The sequence below is a fragment of the Streptomyces sp. NPDC058685 genome, from assembly GCF_042714725.1.
Lineage (GTDB): Bacteria > Actinomycetota > Actinomycetes > Streptomycetales > Streptomycetaceae > Streptomyces.
In genome coordinates this window covers 1-22,908 of the sequence record NZ_JBHXSL010000012.1, presented here as the reverse complement: position 1 = coordinate 22,908, position 22,908 = coordinate 1, and the positions used below count along the sequence as shown (strand labels likewise).

Genomic DNA, 22,908 nt, shown 5'->3' with positions numbered 1-22,908 from the left:
TCCCGCTCTCCTGATCCGGTAACCAGCCCGGACAGGCGGAAGGGCCGCACCCCTCACCGGGGGTGCGGCCCTTCCGCCGTCATGCCGTGCTCAGTTGCGGATCAGGTTCCGCAGCACGTACTGCATGATGCCGCCGTTGCGGTAGTAGTCCGCCTCACCGGGGGTGTCGATGCGGACGACCGCGTCGAACTCCACACCCGTGTCGGTGGTGACCTTGACCGTGCGCGGCGTGGAGCCGTTGTTCAGCTCGGTCACGCCGCTGAAGGAGAAGGTCTCCTCGCCGGTCAGGCCGAGGGACTCGGCAGTCGCGCCCTCCGGGAACTGGAGCGGCAGGACGCCCATGCCGATGAGGTTCGAGCGGTGGATGCGCTCGTACGACTCGGCGATGACGGCCTTGACGCCGAGGAGCGCGGTGCCCTTGGCGGCCCAGTCACGGGACGAGCCGGAGCCGTACTCCTTGCCCGCCAGGATCACCAGCGGGGTGCCCTGCTCGATGTAGTTGCGCGAGGCGTCGTAGATGAACGACACCGGAGCGCCGTCCTGCGTGAAGTCGCGGGTGTAGCCGCCCTCGGTGCCCGGCGCGATCTGGTTGCGCAGGCGGATGTTGGCGAACGTGCCGCGGATCATGACCTCGTGGTTGCCTCGGCGCGAGCCGTAGGAGTTGAAGTCGCGGCGCTCGACGCCGTGCTCCGTGAGGTACTTGCCGGCCGGGGTGTCGGCCTTGATGGCACCCGCCGGGGAGATGTGGTCGGTGGTGACCGAGTCGCCGAGCTTGGCGAGCACCCGTGCGCCGGTGATGTCCTCGACCGGGGTGGTCTCCATGGTCATGCCCTCGAAGTACGGGGGCTTGCGCACGTAGGTGGACTGCGGGTCCCACTCGAAGGTGTTGCCGGTCGGGATCGGCAGCGCCTGCCACTGGGCGTCACCCGCGAAGACGTCCTGGTAGGACTTGTTGAACATGTCCTCGCCGATGGCGTTCGCCACGACGTCGTTGACCTCGGCCTCGGTCGGCCAGATGTCCTCGAGGAACACCGGCTTGCCGTCCTGGTCGATGCCGAGCGCGTCCTTCGTGATGTCGACCTTCATCGAACCGGCGAGGGCGTACGCGACGACCAGCGGCGGGGACGCCAGGTAGTTCATCTTGACGTCGGGGTTGATCCGGCCCTCGAAGTTGCGGTTGCCGGAGAGCACCGAGGTGACCGCGAGGTCGTGGTCGTTGACGGCCTTGGAGACCTCGTCCGGCAGCGGGCCGGAGTTGCCGATGCAGGTGGTGCAGCCGTAACCGACCAGGTTGAAGCCGACCTTGTCGAGGTAGGGGGTCAGGCCCGCCTTGTCGAAGTAGTCGGTGACGACCTTGGAGCCCGGGGCGAGAGTGGTCTTGACCCACGGCTTGCGGGTCAGGCCCTTCTCGACCGCCTTCTTCGCCACCAGCGCGGCGGCGACCATGACGTACGGGTTCGAGGTGTTGGTGCACGAGGTGATCGCGGCGACGGTGACGGCGCCGTGGTCGATCTCGTAGGTCGAGCCGTCGGGGGCCGTGACGGTCGTGGGACGCGACGGCACGCCGTTCGTGGAGGCCGGGGCGTCGGAGGCCGGGAAGGACTCCTTGCCCGCCTCGTCGTCGTCCTCGACGTAGTTGCGTACGTCGAGCGCGAACTGCTGGGAGGCGCCTGCGAGGACGATGCGGTCCTGCGGACGCTTCGGGCCGGCGATGGAGGGGACGACCGTGGAGAGGTCGAGCTCCAGCTTCTCGGAGAAGTCGGGCTCGGCGGCCGGGTCGAGCCAGAGGCCCTGCTCCTTGGCGTACGCCTCGACGAGCGCGACCTGCTGGGCGTCGCGGCCCGTCAGACGCAGGTACTTCAGGGTCTCGTCGTCGATCGGGAAGATCGCGGCGGTGGAGCCGAACTCCGGCGACATGTTGCCGATGGTGGCGCGGTTCGCGAGGGAGGTGGCGGCGACGCCCTCACCGTAGAACTCGACGAACTTGCCGACGACGCCGTGCTTGCGCAGCATCTCGGTGATCGTGAGGACCAGGTCGGTGGCGGTGGTGCCGGCGGGCAGCTCTCCGGTCAGCTTGAAGCCGACGACGCGCGGGATGAGCATCGAGACGGGCTGGCCCAGCATCGCGGCCTCGGCCTCGATGCCGCCGACGCCCCAGCCCAGCACGCCCAGGCCGTTGACCATGGTGGTGTGCGAGTCGGTGCCGACGAGGGTGTCGGGGTATGCCTGGCCGCCTCGCACCATGACCGTACGAGCGAGGTGCTCGATGTTGACCTGGTGCACGATGCCGGTGCCCGGCGGGACGACCTTGAAGTCGTCGAAGGCGGTCTGGCCCCAGCGCAGGAACTGGTAGCGCTCCTTGTTGCGGCCGTACTCCAGCTCCACGTTCTGGCCGAAGGCCTCCGCGGTGCCGAACTTGTCGGCGATGACCGAGTGGTCGATGACCAGCTCGGCCGGGGAGAGCGGGTTGACCTTCGCCGGGTCGCCGCCGAGCTCCTTGACGGCCTCACGCATGGTGGCGAGGTCGACGACGCAGGGCACACCGGTGAAGTCCTGCATGATCACACGGGCCGGCGTGAACTGGATCTCCTGGCTCGGCTGCGCCTGGGAGTCCCAGTTGCCGATGGAGCGGATGTGGTCGGCGGTGATGTTCGCGCCGTCCTCGGTGCGGAGCAGGTTCTCCAGCAGCACCTTCAGGCTGTAAGGGAGGCGGGCGGCCCCCTCGACCTTGTCCAGCCTGAAGATCTCGTACGACTCGTCGCCCACGCGCAGCGTGCTGCGGGCGTCGAAGCTGTTCGCCGACACGACAGTCTCCTTCATCAATGTGCGCGTACTACGTCCATGCTGCCGCCACGGCTCCTCGCCGATCCGCTAAGGTAAGGCTTAGTTAGGTAACCCTTACCGGTGGCGGCTGCGGTACGCCTTCGGCAGATATCTCGATGTCGAGATAACTCTAGTACATGACCGCGGCTCGGTCATGCCCGGACTCAGGTGACGGACCTCATGCCCGGGGCGGGTCCAGGCAGGCGAACCGGGTCATTTCCGCCGACGGTGGAGGGCGCATGGAGTGCGGCTCGGGTGGGGCGGCGCGTTTCGGCTGGGCGCGGCCGTGAGGACCAGGCGTTCGGCACACCCGGTCGGCGGCCCGGGGGTGCGCGCGGAGAGCGCCTTGAGCGGCGCGGCAGGTACCGACTGGGCGTGACCGTGGAGACCACGCGGTCGGCGACCGGCGGCTTCGCACCCGGCACCGCGCGCGACCGCGCGTCGACACGGCCCCAGGGTGGACGCGGCGACCACGATCAGGACCGGCGACGCCCGGCCGAGCACGCCGATGATGCGCCACCGGGACCCGCCTCCGGCCGCCGCGCACCGACCTCGCCAGGAGCGTCTCGCACGGCCGGCCGACCCGGCCACGGCGGGCACCGCCGACAGGAGCGGCGGCCCGGGACGTGCCCGGCAGCCCGACCTCTCGCCGCCCCGAACTGTCCGTGAATCGACAGAATCACCCGTTTGCTGACGATTCGTCACTCCGACAGGCCCCCCACACATGCCCACATCTCATATCTGAGATAGCGTGCCCCCATGGCAGACGACTACCTCGTACGCATCGGCAAGCTCATCCGTGACGCCCGTCAGCACCGGGGCTGGACACAGACACAGCTCGCGGAGGCACTCGGCACCAGCCAGAGCGCTGTGAACCGCATCGAGCGCGGCAATCAGAACATCAGCCTTGAGATGATCGCTCGCATCGGCGAGGCGCTCGACAGCGAGATCGTGTCACTCGGCTATGCCGGTCCCATGCATCTGCGGGTGGTCGGCGGACGCCGGCTCTCCGGCGCCATCGACGTCAAGACGAGCAAGAACGCCTGCGTGGCGCTGCTGTGCGGCTCCCTGCTCAACAAGGGCCGCACCGTACTGCGCCGCGTGGCCCGTATCGAAGAGGTCTTCCGCCTGCTGGAGGTGCTCAACTCCATCGGCGTACGCACCCGTTGGATCAACGAGGGCATGGATCTGGAGATCGTGCCGCCCGCCCAGCTCGACATGGACGCCATCGACGCGGAGGCTGCCCGGCGCACCCGGTCGATCATCATGTTCCTGGGTCCGCTGCTGCACAAGATGGACGCCTTCAAGCTCCCGTACGCGGGCGGCTGCGACCTCGGTACGCGCACGATCGAGCCGCACATGATCGCGCTGCGCCGCTTCGGTCTCGACATCACCGCGACGGAAGGGCTCTACCACGCGGAGGTGGAGCGGGCTACGACGCCGGACCGGCCGATCGTGCTGACCGAGCGCGGCGACACGGTGACCGAGAACGCCCTGCTGGCCGCGGCCCGGCACGACGGTGTGACCGTCATCCGCAACGCCTCCTCCAACTACATGGTCCAGGACCTGTGCTTCTTCCTGGAGGCGCTCGGCGTACGGGTGGAGGGCGTCGGCACCACGACGCTCACGGTGCACGGCATCCCGACCATCGACGTGGACGTCGACTACTCCCCCTCCGAGGACCCGGTCGAGGCGATGAGCCTGCTGGCCGCCGCCGTCGTCACGGAGTCCGAACTCACCATCCGGCGTGTCCCGATCGAGTTCCTGGAGATCGAGCTCGCGGTGCTGGAGGAGATGGGCCTGGACCACGACCGCACGGCGGAGTACGCGGCGGACAACGGCCGCACCCGGCTGGTGGACCTGACGGTGCGCCCCTCGAAGCTGGAGGCGCCGATCGACAAGATCCACCCGATGCCGTTCCCGGGCCTGAACATCGACAACGTCCCCTTCTTCGCGGCGATCGCGGCGGTGGCCCAGGGCAAGACGCTGATCCACGACTGGGTCTACGACAACCGGGCGATCTACCTGACCGACCTCAACCGCCTCGGCGGCCGCCTCCAACTCCTGGACCCCCACCGCGTCCTGGTCGAGGGCCCGACCCGCTGGCGCGCGGCGGAGATGATGTGCCCGCCGGCCCTGCGCCCGGCGGTGGTGGTGCTGCTGGCGATGATGGCGGCGGAGGGGACATCGGTCCTGCGCAATGTGTATGTGATCAACCGGGGTTACGAGGAGCTGGCGGAGCGGCTGAACTCGGTGGGGGCGCAGATCGAGATCTTCCGGGACATCTGAGCCCGCCGCGGGTACTGCTTCCTGGCAGCGTGCCGGCCGTCGGCCGTGTCACCGGCATGGTCCGGACACGGCCGACGGCCTTGAAACTCGGGCTCACTTGGCGGTGCACGCCTCGGCGATGGACAGGCTGTTCTCGTACAGGTGGTGCCGGGTGATCCGGCCCTCCTCGACCGTGAGGTGGAGGGCGAAAGGGCCCTCGAAGGTCTTTCCCGTGGCCCGCACGGTTCCCGAGAGGTGCCCCATCAGGACGGCGTCGGCGCCGTCCACGAGGAAGGTGTCGACGGAGGCCCGCGCGTCCTCGGCGACCGTGTGCTCGGCGAGGTCGGTGAACTGGGCGGCGCACTCCGCTCCGGTGGAGCGCGGGCGGATCCACGGGACGACGGGGTTCTCGGCGAGCTGCCAGTCGACCTGGTCGGCGAAGATCTCGACGAGCCGCTCGACGTCACCGGCCACCCGGGCGGCGATGAACTCCTGGACGACGTGACGGGTGGCGTCGGCGGTGGAACTCGCGGTGGTGTCGGGGGACGTGAGAGACATGGTGCGCGCTCCTCGGGGCCTGCGATTCGGGATCCCTCGCCGGGGGTCCCGCTGACGTGTTCCAGGGTGCCGTGGTGGCGCGGTGGGGTCGATTACGTCGGGGGTAATGCGGAGCCTGATCGACCGAGCCCTGCCCCGTGGCCGGGGGCAACCGTGGAGGTCTGCGCCGGGGATGGGACTCCGTCGGGGCGTGTGAGTCTGCCGAGAGTCGCCGGCTCAGGCAAGGGCTATGCCGTTACGTCAGGCCTATGGTGGACTCCCCCGCCGGAGGCACATCTCCGCAGGGCGCTTTCCTTCAGCAAGCGCGTTCGGCGTGCACGGAGGACCGGCCGAAGGAGCGGCCCCCTTGTGCAGCGCACCTTCCGCGGGTGCTGCGGGGGCCGCTCCCCTGTCCTTTGCTGGAATCCGATGCAGGCACCGGCACTTCACCGGCCAGTTGTCGCCGAGGCCACGCACTCCTGGAACGGGTTCTGTTGCAGGCACTTCGGAAGCGAGTCGTCCCACTGGGTCAGCTTCTTTGTTGCCGCAGACCGTTGCTCGGACGAGGATTTCGGGTTCTGGGCCGTCTTCAGGGTGTTGTTCACCTGGTTCGCAAAGTTCGTTGCCGCCTTCTGCTGCGCCGGTGGCGTACCAGCCTTAAGAGAAGCAACCAGGATCTCCGACGTCGACTTCACGACATTGGTCGCCGACACCCCACCGACGACGGCGCATCCGACTTCAGCACGTCCACCAGCACACTCGTCGTCGTCTCGACGGTGTTCGTCACCGCGACCTTCACCGCCGGCGACGCGTCCGACTTCAGCACGTCCACCAGCACGCTCGTCGTCGTCTTCACCGTGTTCGTCACCGCGACCTTCACCGACGACGGCGCATCCGACTTCAGCACGTCCACGAGGACACTCGTCGTCGTCTCCACGGTGTTGTTCACCGCCACCTTCACTGACGACGGCGCATCCGACTTGCCGACATCCACCAGGACATCCGTCGACTGCTCCACGGTGTTGGTCACTGCCGCCTTCACCTCGGGCGACGCGTTCGACTTGTCGACATTCGCCAGGACGTCCGACGACTGCTTCACGATGTTCGCGAGCGTGACCCGCTCCGCGAGCGGTGTGTTCGGGTTCTCGATCACCTTGAGCGTGTCGTTCAGCTTGGTTGCCGTCTCCTTGAGCTCTTGCGGGGCGTCCTGCTGATTCGTCAGTTCCTGAACGTCCTTCTTCAGGTCAGGAGTCAGCTTCTTCAAGTCCGCCTCCTGCTCCGCCGGGGGCGGCGGGGGCTGCTGCTCCTCCTCCTGGGGCGGAGGTGGAGGCTGTTGCTCCTCCTGTGGGGGCGGAGGCGGAGGCTGCTCCTGCTCCTCCTGGGGCGGCGGAGGCGGCTGCTCCTCCTCCTGGGGCGGCGGAGGCGGCTGCTCCTGCTCCTGCGGGGGCGGCGGAGGCTGCTCTTCTTCCGCCGGCGGTGGAGAAGGAGGACTTGGTGCTGCCGGCAGCGCGGTCGCTGCTTCAGCGCGTGCTTGGGGTGCTGCCTCAGCACTCGCCAGGCCCGGCGACAGCGCGAGCGCCGCAGCCAGGCAGGACGCACCGACGAAACGGAAGACTTGTTGCTGGGCAGTTCTCGACATGGCTGTTCCAAGTGTGCTCTGCACGTACTTTCTTGGCGCCCCGAGGAACCCGGTTCTGAAGGCGACGACGGCCCGTGGCATGGAGATCTACAGCTCAACGATGCACAGGCGATACAAGAACCACTCTTCTCCTCCTTGAGGGATCTCGCAACGCGGGAGCACCGGGAACAGGCCCGGCAGATCACCCCTGACGGACTCTCACCTGTGACGCAGGGCCACAGGGGCTCTCATGGCACCTGCTCGCACTCCGAAATCAAGGGAGACCGGTGTCATACGACAAGCCCGCGGGACCCGTCCCCTGAGCGAAGCAGCCCCGTCCTCGCAGACACTTCAAGGAGCGCCCCATGCCCAGGAATCGCACCCGCCTCGCCGCCGCCGGTCTCGCGCTCGTGGGAGCCGCCACCATGACCGGTGTCGCCGCGGGGACCGCTCACGCGGGGACTTCGGGGTTCTACGTGTCGTTGCAGCCGAACAGCAACGTCCGTACAGGCCCCTTCGTTGTGGCCAGACTGCTCGCCAACACGGGCCCCCAGGTGGACCGCTTCTATATGGACGGCGTCTGCTATCTGGAGGGCGACCGCGTCACGGCCGGCGGCTACACGACCGATATCTGGTACCGGGGAACGGTGTTCGACAGCGCCTCGCCCGCCACCTATCGGACCGCCTGGGTGTGGGGCGGCAACGTCAACATCGGGAAGGACCCCTCGGACTCCGTCGACCAGTGCTGACGCCCCTCAGGGACTCGCCCGCGTGCCGCGCGCTCACCCCTCCTCCCCCGGCGCCTTGCGCCGGATCCTCACCGCCATCAAGGCCACGTCGTCCTCCGCGTGCGCCGCGTCCAGTTCACTCAGGACCTCGTCCACCAGGTCGTCCAGTGAGCCCTTCGGGTCGGGGCGGACCGCGGCCAGGCGGGCGAGGGAGGCGTCGATGTCCTCGCCGCGGCGTTCCACCAGGCCGTCCGTGAACAGCAGGAGCGTGTCCCCGGGGTCGAGGGATCGGGACAGGATGTCGTAGCCGCCGAGGCCCGTGCCGAGCGGGGGGCCGACCGGGACGCGGATCAGGTCCGCCACTCCCTCGCGGTTGAAGACCACGGGCGGGAGGTGGCCGGCGCTGGAGAACGTGGCCAGTCCGCGGGCCGGGTCGAGGCGGGCCAGCAGGCAGGTCGCCGGACGGCGGGTGTCGGCGTCGGAGATGTCCTGGTCGAGGCGGCGCAGGACGCGGTGCGGCGGGAGGTCGGCGGAGGCGAAGTCCCGCAGGGCCGAGCGGTAGCTGTTCATGTCGACCGCCGCCTCGACGCCGTGGCCCATGACGTCGCCCATCGCCAGCAGGGTGCGGCCGAAGTGCAGCCGTACCGTCTCGAACCAGTCGCCGCCCACCAGCGTGCCCATGCCCGAGGGCAGGTAGCGGGTGGCGAGCTGGAGGTTGGGGTGCGGCAGGCCGGGGTCGGTCAGCAGAGCCCGCTGGAGTTCGACCGCCGTGCGCTGGGCCTGGGCGAACATCCGGGCGTGCTCGATGGCGACGGCCGCCCGCCGGGCCGCTGACTGGGCGATCAGCAGATCGCGGTCGGTGAAGTCGCCGTCGGCGCGGGCGAGCGTCACGGCCCCCAGGACGCGGCCCTTCAGCGCGAGCGGCAGGGCGAGCCGCCCTTCCCCGAGGACCGGGCGCCCGCGCAGGACGGCCCGGGGCGGGTGGTCCGGCAGCAGCTCGACCCGACCGGCGGAGGCCACCCGGTCCGCCACGGTGCCGGTGTGGGCCGCCGGCTCCGCCGGCAGCAGGTCGACGGCGGCGGCGTCGGCCAGTTCGGAGTGGAGGAAGCTGACGACCTCCAGAAAGGTGGCCCGCTCGTCCAGGGTCGTGCCGATCCGGTCGGCGGCCTCGGCGATGCGGAGCCGGTCGGTCGTGGTGACGGTCTCGGTGACCAGCACCACCACACCCAGTACCTCGCCGTGGACGGTGAGCCGCTCCCACGTGCAGCGTGTGGCGGGCGTAGCGAACGACCGGGTGTGTCCGTCGGCGAGCACGGCGGCCGGCAGCGGCGCGGCGCCGACGCTGAGCGCCGCGCGGGCGCTGATGCCACGGCCCTCCAGGCCCGCGCGTACTTCGCCCGAGATCCGGCAGTAGGACGGGTCGGCGAAGAGGTATTTCATGTCCGTGTCGAGCACGGCGAGGCCCACCGCCTGGGACGCACTCCCGTCTCCGTCAGGCGAGTCGGCCCGCACACGATCACCTCCTCCCTCCCGGGCGATGATCTCAGTCTCGTGCGCCCCACGTGACACCGCATCCGGCCTGCCGGCCGTGGGACAGAAGGGCCTGGTGAGAGCCGCGTGGCGGCAGGGGGTGGTGTCGGGCGGGTGGTGTCAGGGGCCGGGGGTGACCCCGCCCTTCAGCCGTTCCAGGTCGGAGGGACGGACCTGGATCACCAGGAGAGCGATCACGGCGGCGATCAACGTGAAGATCGCGGCCACCACGAAGGCCGCGGAGACCCCGGAGGTCAGCACCTCGTCGCCCCAGTGCGCCGGCAACTGCCCCGTGCGCTGGAAGATCAGCCGTGCCGCGGGGGTGGCGTTGGTCATGAAGTCCGCGATCTGGTCCTCCGCCTCGTTGCGGCTGGCGGTGCCGAACACCGTGACCAGGATGGACAGTCCCAGCGAACCGCCCACCTGCTGGGTGGCGTTGAGGAGGCCGGAGGCCGCTCCCGTCTCGGCCGGCGCCACTCCGGAGACCGCCATCAGCGTCAGCGAGACGAACTGCATACCCATACCGAGGCTGAAGATCAGCATGGGTCCGAGGATGCTGCCGAGATACGTGGAGTGGATGTCGGTCTGCGTGAGCCAGCCGAGCCCGGTCGCGGCGAGGATCGCACCGGTGACCATGAAGGGCTTCGGCCCGAATCTCGGCAGGAGTTGGGAAGCCACCCCCGCGCCCACCGCGATGACGGCGCTGACGGGAAGGAAGGCGAGACCTGCCATGAGCGGGCTGAAGTCGAGGACGTTCTGGACGAAGAGCGTGAGGAAGAAGAACATCCCGAAGATCGCTGCCGCGAGGCTCAGCATGATGCCGTACGTGCCCGCGCGATTGCGGTCGGCGAACATGTGCAGCGGTGTGATGGGCTGGGACGAGCGGCGCTCGACCATGATGAACGACGCGAGCAGCAGCACCGCCGCCGCGAACGAGCCGAGCGTGACCGGATCGCGCCAGCCCTCCTGGGCGGCCCGGATGAAGCCGTAGACCAGCGCGACCATGCCGAGGGTGGAGGTCAGTGCCCCGAGGAGGTCGAAGTTCCCTGGATGGCGTTCGGACTCGTTGATGTGGCGGGGGGTCAGCAGCACGATGATCAGAGCGATGGGCACATTGACGAAGAACACCCAGCGCCAGGTGAGCCATTCGACGAGCATGCCGCCGGCGAGCAGGCCGATCGCTCCGCCGCCCGCGGACACGGCGGCGAACACACCGAACGCCCGGTTGCGGGCCGGGCCTTCGGGGAATGTCGTGGTGATCAGCGAGAGAGCGGTCGGCGACGCGATGGCGCCACCGACGCCCTGGAGGGCGCGTGCGGCGAGGAGTTGGGCCTCGTTCTGGGCGAATCCGCCGAGGAAGGAGGCGAGTGCGAAGAGCAGCACACCGAAGATGAAGACCCGGCGCCGGCCGAGGATGTCACCGGCGCGTCCGCCGAGCAGGAGCAGTCCGCCGAAGGTCAGGGTGTAGGCATTGACCACCCAGGCCAGGCTCGTCGTGGAGAAGTCCAGCGAGCTCTGGATGTGCGGGAGCGCGATGTTCACGATGGTGATGTCGAGAACCACCATGAGCTGGCAGGACGCTATGACGAGAAGGGCTATTCCGTGGCCGCCGCCGGAGTCCGGCGTAGTGGTCGGCGAGGCGGGTGTCGGCTGCGAGCTCGTCATGGCGCATCGTGCCCTCACACAGCGGTGAGTAGACGGTTCCGTCCACTAATCGACGGTAAACCCGGGCACCCGGCGCCACCAGTCGATCAACAGCCCGCTGCCGCGGGTTCCGCGATGAACGCCCGCAGGGCGCTCGCGAGGCGCTGCGGCTGGTCCTCCGCGACGAGGGTACGGCTGTCGTCGATCTCCAGCAGGCGTCCCCGGGGCAGCAGTTCGGCCAGCCGCCGGCCGTGCTCACGCGGCATCATGCGGTCTTCGGTGGCCCAGACCACCAGGGCGGGACGGTCGAATGCCCGCAGCCCGTCGACCGCTTCGAGCAGTTCGTTCTTGCGGACGGCGTTGCCGTAGCGCCGGAAGTCGGCCCGGATCGCCCGGTCGGTCAGCAGCGGCCGCAGCCATGCGTCGACGACGTCGTCCGGTACGCCGTGCTTGGTGAGCGCGCCGAAGCCGACGGGCAGCCGGCGCAGCGGCTTCAGGGCGAGCGTGCGCACCAGCAGGCCGACGCCGCCCGGGACTTTGCAGGCCACCGAGATCATCTTGCCCGGCAGACCGGGCGGGTAGTTGTCGAAAGCCTCGCAGGAGATGAGCACCAGCCGCGCGAGCCGCTCCGGATGCCGGCCCGCGACGGTCTGAGCGCGTCCGCAGTCGCTCTCCACGAGCGTCACTGCGCACAGGTCGAGCCGCTCCAGGAACTCCGCGATCAACTCGTTCACGGAGTCGGGGCTCAGCGGGACGTCCGCGCGCATCGGCGTGCGGTGGGCACCGTAGGGCAGGGTCGGGGCGATGCAGCGGTGGTCCCGGCGCAGATCCGCGATCACCTTGCGCCAGACCGTCGCGTCGTGGACGAGGCCGTGCAGCAGGACGACAACGGGACCGGGGCCGCCGGTGTCCTCGTAGGCGATCGTCCCGGCGCGCAGCTCGATCTCCGGCATGGCACATCCCTCGGTCCAGGTCATGACGGTGTCGCGGGGGGTGCGTTACGGCAGGACCGCCATACCGTCGAGCTCCACCATCGCCTGCTCGTCCCAGAGCCGTACGACACCGATGACGGCCATCGCGGGATAGTCACGACCCGCCAACCGCCGCCAGATGGTGCCCAGTTCGTGCGCATGGGCGCGATAGTCCTCGACATCGGTGGCGTAGACGGTCACCCGGGCCAGGTCCTGCGGTGCTCCGCCGGCGCCGGCGAGGGCCGTCAGCAGGTTCGCCAGGGCCGTCTCGAACTGTTCGGTGAGGGTCTCCCCCACGACCTTGCCGCCCATGTCCAGCGAGGTCTGTCCGGCGAGGAACACCAGCCGGGTCCCCGTCGCCGTGACGGCGTGCGTGAAGCCGGTGGGCGGCGAGAGCTCGGCCGGGTTGTGGCGGTGCAGGCTCATACGGGCGGCTCCTTGGCGGCGTACGGCTTCCCGGCGTACAGCTCCTTGGCGATGATCGAGCGCTGGACCTCGGTGGCGCCCTCGTAGATCCGGGGAGCCCGCACCTCACGGTACAGATGCTCCAGCAGATGGCCACGCTGCAGCGCACGCGCGCCGTGGAGTTGGACGGCCGCGTCGACGACGGACTGCGCCGTCTCCGTCGCGAGGAGCTTCGCCATCGCGGAGCGCTTGGGCACATCGGCGGCGCCGTCGTCGTACGCCTCGGCCGCCGCGTACACCAGCAGCCGCGCCGCCTCCGTGCGGGTCGCCATCTCGGCGACCTGGTGGGCGACGGACTGGAGGTCCTTGAGCGGGCCGCCGAACGCCGTGCGGCGGGCGGTGTGCTCCACCGTGGCGTCCAGGGCCGCCTGCGCCATGCCGACGGCGAAGGCGCCGACGCTGGGGCGGAAGAGGTTCAGGGTGTTCATGGCGACGCGGAAGCCGCGGTCTGGCTCGCCGAGCATGTCGTCCCGGGTGACCGGTACGCCGTCGAAGGTCAGGGCGCCGATGGGATGGGGCGAGAGCATCTCCAGCGCCTGTCCGCCGAGTCCCGGCCGGTCCGCCGGTACGAGGAAGGCGGTCACCCCGCGGGCACCCGCGCCCTCGGTGGTGCGGGCGAAGACGGTGCAGAAGTCGGCTTCGGGGGCGTTGGAGATCCAGCGCTTCTCGCCGGTCAGCCGCCAGCCCTCGCCGTCCGGTTCGGCCCGCAGCGCGAGGGCGGCCGCGTCCGATCCGGCGTCCGGCTCGCTCAGCGCGAAGGCGGCGACGGCGCGGCCCGCGATGACCTCGGGGAGCCAGCGTTCCTGCTGGGTGCGGGTGCCGGCCTGGACGACCGGGTACGTGCCGAGGCCCTGGAGGGCGAGTGCGGTCTCGGCCTCGGTGCAGCCGTGGGCGAGCGATTCGCGCAGCAGACACAGTTCCAGCGCGCCCGCGCCGAAGAGGCGGGCGAGGAGGCCGCGCTCGCCGAGAGCGGCGACCAGAGGGCGGTTCACCCGGCCCGGTTCGCCCTTCTCCGCCAGCGGGCGGAGCGTCTCGGCGGCCAGGGTGCGCAGCTCCGCACACCAGGCGGTCTGAGCCGGATCGAGCGAGAATACGGGCATTCGTGCCCCCACTTCGACGGCCGGGGGTCCGGCGGTGGCCCCCGGAGAAGCACAGTATCGCGGACCATTGACTGTCGTCACCTTAACGATACGCTCCATTCACGACCCCACGACGAGAAGGGGGCGCACCATGGAGCTGACACCCTCGGCCCACGTCGACACCTTTCCGCGCGACCACCTCCCGCCCGCCGGGCAGTGGCCGGAACTCCTCTTCGAGCTGCCCGCTCTGCACCATCCCCAGCGGCTCAACTGCGCCGCCGAGCTGCTGGACCGCACGATCGACCGCTTCGGGGCGGACAGGCCCGTCTTCCGTACCGGAGGGGGCGAGATCTGGTCGTACGGAGACCTGCGCGAGCGGGTCGACCGCATCGCCCGCGCCCTCACGACCGACCTCGGGGTCGTCCCGGGCAACCGCGTCCTGCTGCGCGGCCCCACGACCCCCTGGCTCGCGGCCTGCTGGCTGGCCGTGCTGAAGGCGGGTGCGGTCGCGGTCACCGTGCTGGCCCAGCAGCGGGCGGGAGAGCTGGCCACCGTGTGCGAGATCGGCGCGGTCAGCCATGCCCTGTGCGACATCCGCTCGCTCGACGACCTGGCGAAGGCCGAGGTGCCGGGGCTGCGGATCACCTCGTACGGCGGCGACTCCCCCGACGACCTGCTCCAGCTGGCCGCCGCGCAGTCCGCGGAGCCGTTCACCGCGGTGGAGACGGCCGCAGACGATGTCGCACTGATCGCCTTCACCTCCGGCACGACCGGCCGCCCCAAGGGGTGCATGCACTTCCACCGGGACGTGCTCGCCGTCGCGGACACCTTCTCCGCACAGGTGCTGAAACCGGAGCCGGACGACGTCTTCGCCGGCAGCCCGCCGCTCGGCTTCACCTTCGGCCTGGGCGGACTGGTCATATTCCCGATGCGGGCGGGTGCCTCCGCGCTCCTGCTGGAACAGGCGGGTCCGCTGCAGATGCTGCCGGCCATCGCCGAGCACCGGGTCTCGGTGCTGTTCACCGCGCCGACCGCCTACCGCGTGATGCTGAACAACCTGGACACCCACGACGTCGGCTCGCTGCGCCGCTGCGTGTCCGCCGGTGAGAACCTGCCGTCCGCCACCTGGCAGGACTGGCTGGAGCGGACCGGTCTGCGCATCATCAACGGCATCGGCGCGACCGAACTGCTGCACATCTTCATCTCCGCGGCCGACGAGGACATCAAGCCCGGCACGACGGGCGTCCCGGTGCCCGGCTGGCAGGCGCGGGTGGTGGATCGTTCCGGCACACCGGTCCCGGACGGCGAACCGGGGCTGCTCGCGGTCCGCGGCCCGATCGGCTGCCGCTATCTGAGCGACCCGCGGCAGCTGGACTACGTGCGCGACGGCTGGAACCTCACGGGCGACACCTACGTACGCGATCCGGACGGCTGGTTCCGCTATGTCGCCCGTGCCGACGACATGATCATCTCCGCCGGCTACAACATCGCAGGACCCGAGGTCGAGGAGGCACTGCTGCACCACCCGGACGTCGCCGAGGCCGCCGTCATCGGGCGGGAGGACGGGCTGCGCGGGCAGATCGTGGTGGCTTACGTCGTCCTGAGCGACGGGGTCTCCCGGGGCGAGGAGACGGTGGCCGCGCTCACCGAGTCGGTCAAGAACCGGCTCACGCCGTACAAGTGCCCCCGCGAGATCGTCTTCCTCGACGCCCTGCCGCGCACGCCGACCGGCAAGCTGCAGCGCTTCCGCCTGCGGGCCCTAGAGTGATCACGTGGCCGACCAGCACACCCCCCGTTCCCTGATCGTCACCCTCTACGGCGCGTACGGACGCGAACGGCCCGGGCCCCTGCCCGTCGCCGAGCTCATCCGGCTCATGGCGGTACTCGGTGTGGACGCGCCCTCGGTGCGCTCGTCCGTCTCCCGTCTCAAGCGCCGCGGGCTGCTGATCGCCGGCCGCGCGCCCGACGGCGCGGCCGGATACGCGCTGTCCGAGGACGCCCGGCAACTGCTCGACGACGGTGACCGGCGCATCTACGAGCCGCCGGCGCCGCTGCTCACGGACGGCTGGGTGCTGGCCGTCTTCTCGGTCCCCGAGGCCGAACGCCACAAGCGCCATCTGCTGCGCTCGCGCCTCGGCCGTCTCGGCTTCGGGTCGGCGGCGCCGGGGGTGTGGATCGCCCCTGCGCGGCTGTACCAGGAGACCCGGCACACGCTGCGCCGACTTCAGCTCGACCCGTACGTCGAGCTCTTCCGGGGCGAGCACCTCGGCTTCGCGGCCACGGCGGAGGCGGTGGCGCGCTGGTGGGACCTGGGCGCGATCGCCAAGCAGCACGAGGAGTTCCTCGACGCGCACGAGCCGGTGCTGCGGATCTGGTCGGCGGGGCACACAGGCTCGCCCGAGGAGGCCTACCGGGACTATCTGCGGGCGCTGGACTCGTGGCGCAGGCTGCCGTACGTGGATCCCGGGCTGCCGCTCGAACTGCTTCCGGAGGGCTGGCCGGGCGGCCGTTCCGCCGAGGTGTTCACCCGTCTGCACGAGCTGCTGCGGGACGCGGGAGCGGTCTTCGTCGAGACGTGAGGGGGCCGCGACGGGTGTGGCGGGCACGACGGGTGTGACGGGTGCGGCGGGCGTGACAGGCGCGTCGGCAGGGGCGGGCATGACGGGTGTGGCGGGCCGCGGCACGGGCTCGTCCGCGCCCGCCGTCCGTGCCACCCCCTTCAGCGCAGCGTGAGCCTCGGTTTGGGAGCGTCCGTGCGGCCTGTCGGCGGCTTGCGGCTGCCCGCGCCGTAGGGCAGCGGCCAGGGCGCACCCGGGCCCGTGTAGTCCTGTTCGGCCGCCGCGTGCAGCGTCCAGTGCGGGTCGTAGAGATGGGGGCGGGCCAGGGCGCAGAGGTCCGCGCGGCCCGCCAGCAGCAGCGAGTTGACGTCGTCCCAGGACGAGATCGCTCCGACCGAGATGACCGGTACACCGAGGGTGTTGCGGATCCGGTCGGCGTACGGCGTCTGGTACGAGCGGCCGTACTCGGGCCGTTCCTCGGCGACGACCTGTCCGGTGGAGACGTCGATCGCGTCGGCGCCGTGGGCGACGAAGGCCCGGGCCATCTCCACGGCGTCCTCGGCGGTGGTGCCGCCGGCCGCCCAGTCGGTGGCGGAGATACGTACGGTCATGGGCCGGTCGTCGGGCCAGATGTCCCGCACGGTGTCGAAGACTTCGAGGGGGAAGCGCAGCCGGTTCTCCGGCGATCCCCCGTACGCGTCCGTGCGGTGGTTGGTGAGCGGCGAGAGGAACCCGGACAGCAAGTAGCCGTGTGCGCAGTGGAGTTCGAGGAGGTCGAAGCCGCTGCGGACCGCTCGGCGGGTCGCGTCCGCGAACTGTTCGCGGATGTCCGCGAGTCCCGCACTGTCCAGTTCCCGCGGGATCTGGTTGACGCCCGGGCGGTACGACAGCGGTGAGGCGGCGACGAGCGGCCAGTTGCCGGTGGGCAGCGGCTCGTCGATGCCCTCCCACATGAGCTTGGTGGACCCCTTGCGGCCGGAGTGGCCCAGCTGCACGCCGATGGCCGTGCCGGGCGACTGCTGGTGCACGAAGTCGGTGATGCGGCGCCAGGCCGTCGCGTGCTCCTCGGTGTACAGGCCCGTACAGCCGGGTGTGATGCGGCCCTCCGCGCTCACGCACACCATCTCGGTCATGACCAGCGCGGCGCCGCCGAGGGCCCGCGCGCCGAGGTGGACGAGGTGGAAGTCTGCGGGCAGGCCGTCCTGCGCGGAGTACATGTCCATGGGCGAGACGACGACCCGGTTGCGCAGTTCGAGGCCGCGCAGCCGGAGCGGGGTGAACATGGGGGGCGTGGCGGGCGGACACCCGAAGTCCTTCTGGACGTCGTCGGTGAACGCCGGATCGCGCAGCCGCAGGTTGTCGTGGGTCACCCGGCGGCTGCGGGTCAGCAGGTTGAAGGCGAACTGCCGCGGCGGCTGGCCGAGATAGGTGCCGAGCTCCTCGAACCAGCGCAGGCTCGCGGCGGCCGCCCGCTGGGTCGACTCCACGACCGGCCGGCGCTCGGTCTCGTACGCGGCCAGTGCCTCGTCGAGGGTCGGCTGCTCGTCGATGCAGGCGGCGAGGGCGAGGGCGTCCTCGACGGCGAGCTTGGTGCCGGAGCCGATGGAGAAGTGGGCGGTGTGCGCGGCGTCGCCCAGGAGCACGGTGCGGCCGTGGGACCAGCGGTCGTTGACGACCGTCCGGAAGGCGATCCAGGCGGAGTTGTTGCTCCGCAGCGGCCGGCCGTCGAGGGCGTCGGCGAAGATCTTGGCGCAGCGTTCGGTGGACTCCTGCTCGTCGCAGGTGTCGAAGCCCGCAGCCCGCCACACCTCCTCGCGCATCTCGACGATGACGGTGGAGGCGTCGGTCGAGAAGGGGTAGCCGTGGAGCTGCATCGCGCCGTGCTCGGTCTCGGCGATCTCGAAGCGGAACGCGTCGAGGGCGAAGTCGGCGGCCAGCCAGATGTAGCGGCACCGGTGGGTGGTGATCCGGGGCGCGAAGGCGTCGGCGTGTGCCTCGCGGGTGAGGCTGTTGACCCCGTCGGCCGCGATGACGAGGTCGTGTGTGGCGGCCAGTTCGGCGGCGGGGGGCGCGGGGGTGCGGAAGCGGATCCGTACGCCGAGGGACTCGCAGCGCTCGTGCAGTATCCCCAGCAGTCTGCGCCGGCCCAGCGCGGCGAAGCCGTGGCCGCCGGAGGTGAGGGTGCGGCCGCGGTGGACGATGTCGATGTCGTCCCAGCGGACGAACTCGTCCTGGAGCGCGCGGTAGATGACGGGGTCGGCGTGCTCGATGCCGCCGAGGGTCTCGTCGGAGAGGACGACGCCGAAGCCGAAGGTGTCGTCGGGGGCGTTGCGTTCCCAGACGGTGATGTCGCGGGCGGGGTCGAGCCGCTTGAGCAGGGCGGCGGCGTACAGACCACCGGGTCCGCCGCCGATGACGGCGACGCGCAGAGGGCGCGGGCCGCCGCCCGGACCGGTGGCGTCCGTCCCGGGCAGCGGGGTCCCAGCGGGCCGGCCGGAGGTACGTGGTTCCTGACCGCCGGCGGCCGGGTTCGCCGGGTCCACGGCTTCCACCGGGTTCGCCGGCCCTACGGCTTCCGCGGGGTTCACCGGCCCTGCCACTTCGGCGGGCGCTTCTCGGTGAAGGCCGCGTGGAACTCCGCGTAGTCCTCGCCCGTCATCAGCAGGGCCTGCGTCGAGGCGTCGAGCTCCACGGACGCGGCGAGCGGCATGTCCAGTTCGGCGGTGAGCAGGGCCTTGGTCTGGGCGAGGGCCAGCGCGGGTCCGTCGGCGAGACGGCGGGCGAGTTCGGCCGCGCGGGCGTCCGCGTGTCCCTCGTCCGTCAGCTCGCTGATCAGTCCGATGCGTTCGGCCTCCGGCGCGCGCACCGCTTCGCCGAGCATCAGCAGCCGGGTGGCGTGTCCGAGCCCGACGACGCGCGGCAGCAGATAGGCGGCGCCCATGTCACCGCCCGAGAGCCCGACCTTCGTGAACAGGAACGCGAACCGGGCGGACGGGTCGGCCACCCGGAAGTCGGAGGCCAGCGCGAGCACGGCGCCGGCGCCGGCCGCGACACCGTGGACCGCCGCGATCACCGGGAAGGGACACTCGCGGATGGCCCGGACGACCTGCCCGGTCATCCGGTTGAAATCGAGCAGCTGCGCGGTGTCCATGGAGAGCGTCGCGCCGATGATCTCGTCGACGTCTCCGCCCGAGCAGAAGCCACGGCCCTCGCCGGCGAGCACCAGCGCCCGCACGGAGCGCTCGCGCGACAGCTGGGCGAGCAGGTCGCGCAGGTCGGCGTAGGCGCCGAAGGTGAGGGCGTTCAGCTTCTCGGGCCGGGCGAGCGTGACGGTCGCGACGCCGTCCTCCGTGGTGACGCGCAGATGACGCCATGCGTCCGCGCGCGGCGCTGAGCTGGGAAAGGGGCTCATGGAGTGGTGCCTCCCTCGGCCGGCGGTCCTGCCTGCCCTTCGAAGCTATCACTCGTACGTGACTGCCGTCACGAGTGCGCTATACGCCGGACCGGGAGGGACCCGGGGCTGTGATGTGCGCGACAGTCGTGGCGTGACACGGCAATGGTCCTGTAGCGGTTGTGACACAGGTCCTGACCAGGGTGGCCTGCGCCCCTTGTTCGCGCAGCCGCGATTCCTATGGTGGAGGGCAGGACCTCACCTCGTGAACGGATCCACCCAGAGCTGACCCCGAACGGACCTGCCTTGCTCGAAGCCTCCGGCCCCGCCTCATGGCGCATCACCCTGCCGCACACCACGGCAGCGGTGCCCATCGCGCGTGCCCTGATCCGCACGGCGCTCGCGGAGATCGAGGCGACGGCGGACAGCGACACGGCGGAGCTGCTGACGGCCGAGCTGGTCGCGAACGCCGTGGAGCACACGCCCAGCGAGTCGCCCATAGAGCTGGTGGTGGAGCTGCTCGCGGGCGGCTGCCAGGTGGAGGTCCACGACGGCGACCCCGCGCCGCCCGGGGATCTGTGCCGGATCGCCGTGCCGGGCGGCGAACCGGACCCGTGGCAGGAGCACGGGCGCGGACTGCTGCTGATACGGGCCCTGAGCTCGGACTGCGGACACCGCGCGACCGCCGAGGGCAAGGCCGTCTGGTTCACACTGCCGTCGCGGACCTGACGCGCTTCCCCCGCATGACTATCCGGAGAGTGCGGCGCCGGCGGGTCCCGCCAGCGTGGCGACCAGGACCGCCTTGATCGTGTGCATACGGTTCTCGGCCTCGTCGAAGACGACGGAGTGCTCCGACTCGAACACCTCGTCCGTCACCTCCAGTTCGCCCAGCCCGTACGTCTCGTGGATCTCCCGCCCGACCGCGGTGCCGAGGTCGTGGAACGCGGGCAGGCAGTGCATGAACTTCACCTCCGGGTTGCCGGTCGCCCGCAGCACGTCCATGGTCACCGCATACGCCGCCAGGGCCTTGATGCGCTCGGCCCAGATCTCCTTGGGCTCCCCCATCGACACCCAGACGTCGGTGGCGACGAAGTCCGCACCCCGGACGCCCTCGGCGACGTCCTCGGTCAGCGTGATGCGGGCACCGCTGGACTCGGCGGCCGCGCGGGCACGCGTCACGATCTCGTCGGCCGGCCAGTACGCCCTCGGCGCGGCGATCCGCACGTCCATGCCCAGCAGGGCACCGGTGACCAGATAGGAGTTGCCCATGTTGAAGCGGGCGTCGCCGAGGTAGGCGTACGCGATCTCGCCGAGCGGCTTGCCGCTGTGCTCGACCATGGTGAGCACGTCGGCGAGCATCTGCGTGGGGTGCCAGTCCGCGGTGAGGCCGTTGTAGACGGGGACACCGGCGAACCGTGCCAGTTCCTCGACCGTGGCCTGCGCGTCACCGCGGAACTCGATCGCGTCGAACATCCGGCCGAGGACCCGCGCGGAGTCCCTGGCGGACTCCTTGGTGCCGATGTGGGAGCCCGACGGGTCGATGTACGTCGTCGCGGCGCCCTGGTCCGCGGCCGCGACCTCGAACGCGCAGCGTGTACGCGTCGAGGCCTTCTCGAAGATCAGCGCGATGTTCTTCCCGCGCAGCCACTGCACCTCGGTGCCGGCCTGCTTGGCGGCCTTGAGCTCGGCGGCCAGCTCGACCAGACCGCGGAACTCCTCCGCGGTGAAGTCGAGCTCCTTGAGGAAGTGGCGGCCTTCGAGATGTATGGCCATGGCGGCTGCTCCTGTGTCGCGAAATGCGGTGACCATGGAAGTGTATACGAACACCTGTATTGCTATACAGCATCCCTCTCGACCGGGCAGCTCATGCAGCGCGGCCCGCCCCTGCCCCGCCCCAGCTCGCTGCCGGGGATCTCGATCACTTCGATGCCCTGTTTGCGCAGATGCGTGTTGGTGGTGACGTTGCGCTCGTACGCGACGACGACGCCCGGCTCGACCGCGAGAACGTTGCAGCCGTCGTCCCACTGCTCCCGCTCCGCCGAGTGAACGTCCTGGGTCGCCGTGAGGACCCGGATCTCCTTGAGCCCCAGCGCCGCGGCGATCGCACTGTGCATGTGCTCGGGAGGATGGTCGCTCACCTTCAGACCGCTCGAACCGTCCGCGGGCTCGATGGTGTACGAGCGCAGCATGCCGAGTCCCGCGTACTGCGTGAAGGTGTCCGCGTCGACCATGGTCATCACGGTGTCGAGGTGCATGAAGGCACGTCTCTTGGGCATGTCCAGCGCCACGATCGTGCGCGCCGAGCCGGCCGCGAACAGCCCTCGCGCCAGCATCTCCACCGCCTGCGGCGTGGTGCGCTCGCTCATCCCGATGAGCACCGCGCCGTTGCCGATGACGAGCACGTCGCCGCCCTCGATGGTGGACGGGTAGTCGTCCTGCCCCTCCGACCAGTGATGGAACGGTCCGGCCTGCGAGCTCGTGAAGAGCGGGTGGTACTTGTAGATCGCCTCGAAGTGGACCGTCTCGCGCTGCCGGGCGGGCCAGCGCATGGCGTTGATCGAGACACCGTCGTAGATCCAGGCCGACGTGTCGCGGGTGAACAGGTGGTTGGGCAGCGGGTCGAGAAGGAAGTCGTCGAGGTCCATCACATGGAAACGGACGGACGTCGGCTCGGGGTGACCGGCGAGGAACTCCCGCTTGGTCATCCCGCCGACCAGTGCCTCGACCAGATCGGGAGTCGGCAACTCGTCGAAGGCGACCCTGAGGTGGTCGGTGGCGAGCGGACCGTACTCCTTCTCGTCGAAGACCCGGTCCAGCACGATCTTGCGTGCCTCGGGGATGTCCAGCGACTCGCGCAGCAGATCGCCGAAGAGGTGCACCTCCACCCCGCGGTCCCGCAGTATGTCCGCGAACCCGTCGTGCTCGTGGCGGGCTCGGCGCACCCACAGCACGTCGTCGAAGAGCAGCGCGTCCTTGTTGCTCGGAGTGAGGCGCTTCAGTTCGAGGTCGGGCCGGTGCAGTATGACCCGGCGCAGCCGCCCGGTCTCGGAGTCGACGTGGAATCCCATGTCCCCATCCTCACCGCGCAATGCGCCGTTCACCCGGCGAATGGCCAGTCAAACGATGAATCCTGATGTTTGCCGGCGCCGCATCGGGCATTTCGACGGCGGTTCGCGTCCGGACGCGAATGCCCGCACACCGTTGAACGGGCTCGATTGCCTGCGTGCCGGTCCGGGGTCCGCTGCGGCGGCAAACCCCGGACCGGGCAGCCGCGGCGGCTGCGACCGCCGGGCCGG

18 protein-coding genes are annotated in these 22,908 nt (G+C 70.3%); 5 read left to right on the top strand and 13 right to left on the bottom strand.

Translation table 11 applies throughout. From position 1 onward, the window contains the following. Positions 1–90: 90 nt before the first annotated feature. Complete coding sequence (gene acnA / locus ACFWU3_RS13825; RefSeq protein ID WP_384435794.1) at positions 91–2,805, bottom strand: aconitate hydratase AcnA; 2,715 nt, start codon at positions 2,803–2,805, stop codon at positions 91–93. Between the two features lie 777 nt (positions 2,806–3,582). Between acnA and ACFWU3_RS13820 the strand changes: the two genes are divergently transcribed. Continuing rightward, positions 3,583–5,112, top strand: a complete 1,530-nt coding sequence (locus ACFWU3_RS13820; protein ID WP_384435791.1) for a helix-turn-helix domain-containing protein — start codon at positions 3,583–3,585, stop codon at positions 5,110–5,112. 93 nt (positions 5,113–5,205) lie between these two features. Here the strand turns inward: ACFWU3_RS13820 and ACFWU3_RS13815 are convergent, their stop codons facing one another. The 3 genes from ACFWU3_RS13815 to ACFWU3_RS13805 form a co-directional block, all read right to left on the bottom strand. Beyond that, entirely contained in the window at positions 5,206–5,649 is a 444-nt protein-coding gene (locus ACFWU3_RS13815) for a nuclear transport factor 2 family protein (protein WP_384435788.1), read from the bottom strand. A 425-nt stretch (positions 5,650–6,074) separates the two neighbouring features. Beyond that, positions 6,075–6,341, bottom strand: coding sequence for a hypothetical protein (locus ACFWU3_RS13810; RefSeq protein WP_384435785.1), 267 nt, complete (start codon positions 6,339–6,341; stop codon positions 6,075–6,077). Further along, positions 6,320–7,291, bottom strand: a complete 972-nt coding sequence (locus tag ACFWU3_RS13805; RefSeq protein ID WP_384435782.1) for a hypothetical protein — start codon at positions 7,289–7,291, stop codon at positions 6,320–6,322. The genes ACFWU3_RS13810 and ACFWU3_RS13805 overlap by 22 nt, the downstream gene beginning before the upstream one ends. A 320-nt stretch (positions 7,292–7,611) precedes the next feature. On the opposite strand from ACFWU3_RS13805, the gene ACFWU3_RS13800 reads away from it, so the two are divergent. Beyond that, complete coding sequence (locus ACFWU3_RS13800; protein ID WP_384435779.1) at positions 7,612–7,995, top strand: hypothetical protein; 384 nt, start codon at positions 7,612–7,614, stop codon at positions 7,993–7,995. 33 nt (positions 7,996–8,028) lie between these two features. Here the strand turns inward: ACFWU3_RS13800 and ACFWU3_RS13795 are convergent, their stop codons facing one another. The 5 genes from ACFWU3_RS13795 to ACFWU3_RS13775 all read right to left on the bottom strand — a co-directional run bounded on the left by ACFWU3_RS13795 (position 8,029) and on the right by ACFWU3_RS13775 (position 13,684). Beyond that, a complete protein-coding gene (locus ACFWU3_RS13795) occupies positions 8,029–9,486 on the bottom strand; it encodes a PP2C family protein-serine/threonine phosphatase (RefSeq protein ID WP_384435776.1) in 1,458 nt (485 codons plus the stop codon). 138 nt (positions 9,487–9,624) lie between these two features. Continuing rightward, a complete protein-coding gene (locus ACFWU3_RS13790) occupies positions 9,625–11,169 on the bottom strand; it encodes an MFS transporter (RefSeq protein ID WP_384435773.1) in 1,545 nt (514 codons plus the stop codon). A gap of 86 nt (positions 11,170–11,255) precedes the next feature. Then, the gene (locus tag ACFWU3_RS13785; RefSeq protein ID WP_384435770.1) at positions 11,256–12,101 is read right to left on the bottom strand and encodes an alpha/beta fold hydrolase; all 846 of its coding nucleotides are present in this window, start codon (positions 12,099–12,101) and stop codon (positions 11,256–11,258) included. A 45-nt stretch (positions 12,102–12,146) separates the two neighbouring features. Further along, on the bottom strand, positions 12,147–12,545 hold the full coding sequence (locus tag ACFWU3_RS13780; RefSeq protein WP_327679292.1) for a RidA family protein: 399 nt from the start codon (positions 12,543–12,545) through the stop codon (positions 12,147–12,149). Continuing rightward, the gene (locus tag ACFWU3_RS13775; protein WP_384435767.1) at positions 12,542–13,684 is read right to left on the bottom strand and encodes an acyl-CoA dehydrogenase family protein; all 1,143 of its coding nucleotides are present in this window, start codon (positions 13,682–13,684) and stop codon (positions 12,542–12,544) included. Before ACFWU3_RS13775 ends, ACFWU3_RS13780 begins: the two co-directional genes overlap by 4 nt. Positions 13,685–13,814: 130 nt before the next feature. On the opposite strand from ACFWU3_RS13775, the gene ACFWU3_RS13770 reads away from it, so the two are divergent. Further along, entirely contained in the window at positions 13,815–15,431 is a 1,617-nt protein-coding gene (locus ACFWU3_RS13770) for an AMP-binding protein (protein WP_384435765.1), read from the top strand. A 4-nt stretch (positions 15,432–15,435) separates the two neighbouring features. Then, entirely contained in the window at positions 15,436–16,242 is an 807-nt protein-coding gene (locus ACFWU3_RS13765) for a PaaX family transcriptional regulator C-terminal domain-containing protein (protein WP_384435763.1), read from the top strand. 140 nt (positions 16,243–16,382) lie between these two features. Here ACFWU3_RS13765 and ACFWU3_RS13760 read toward each other — a convergent pair whose 3' ends face one another. After that, positions 16,383–18,695, bottom strand: coding sequence for a bifunctional salicylyl-CoA 5-hydroxylase/oxidoreductase (locus ACFWU3_RS13760; protein ID WP_384436158.1), 2,313 nt, complete (start codon positions 18,693–18,695; stop codon positions 16,383–16,385). 110 nt (positions 18,696–18,805) lie between these two features. Then, positions 18,806–19,633, bottom strand: a complete 828-nt coding sequence (locus ACFWU3_RS13755) for an enoyl-CoA hydratase family protein (protein ID WP_384435760.1) — start codon at positions 19,631–19,633, stop codon at positions 18,806–18,808. 219 nt (positions 19,634–19,852) lie between these two features. On the opposite strand from ACFWU3_RS13755, the gene ACFWU3_RS13750 reads away from it, so the two are divergent. Further along, positions 19,853–20,341 carry an ATP-binding protein gene (locus tag ACFWU3_RS13750; protein WP_384435757.1) on the top strand — a complete coding sequence of 163 codons (489 nt, stop codon included), beginning with the start codon at positions 19,853–19,855 and terminating at the stop codon, positions 20,339–20,341. An 18-nt stretch (positions 20,342–20,359) separates the two neighbouring features. Here ACFWU3_RS13750 and argF read toward each other — a convergent pair whose 3' ends face one another. Both argF and ACFWU3_RS13740 read right to left on the bottom strand, forming a co-directional pair. Beyond that, complete coding sequence (gene argF / locus ACFWU3_RS13745; protein ID WP_384435754.1) at positions 20,360–21,385, bottom strand: ornithine carbamoyltransferase; 1,026 nt, start codon at positions 21,383–21,385, stop codon at positions 20,360–20,362. Positions 21,386–21,447: 62 nt separating this feature from the next. Continuing rightward, positions 21,448–22,680: an arginine deiminase gene (locus tag ACFWU3_RS13740; protein WP_384435751.1), complete on the bottom strand. Its 1,233-nt coding sequence runs from the start codon at positions 22,678–22,680 to the stop codon at positions 21,448–21,450. Positions 22,681–22,908: the final 228 nt, after the last annotated feature.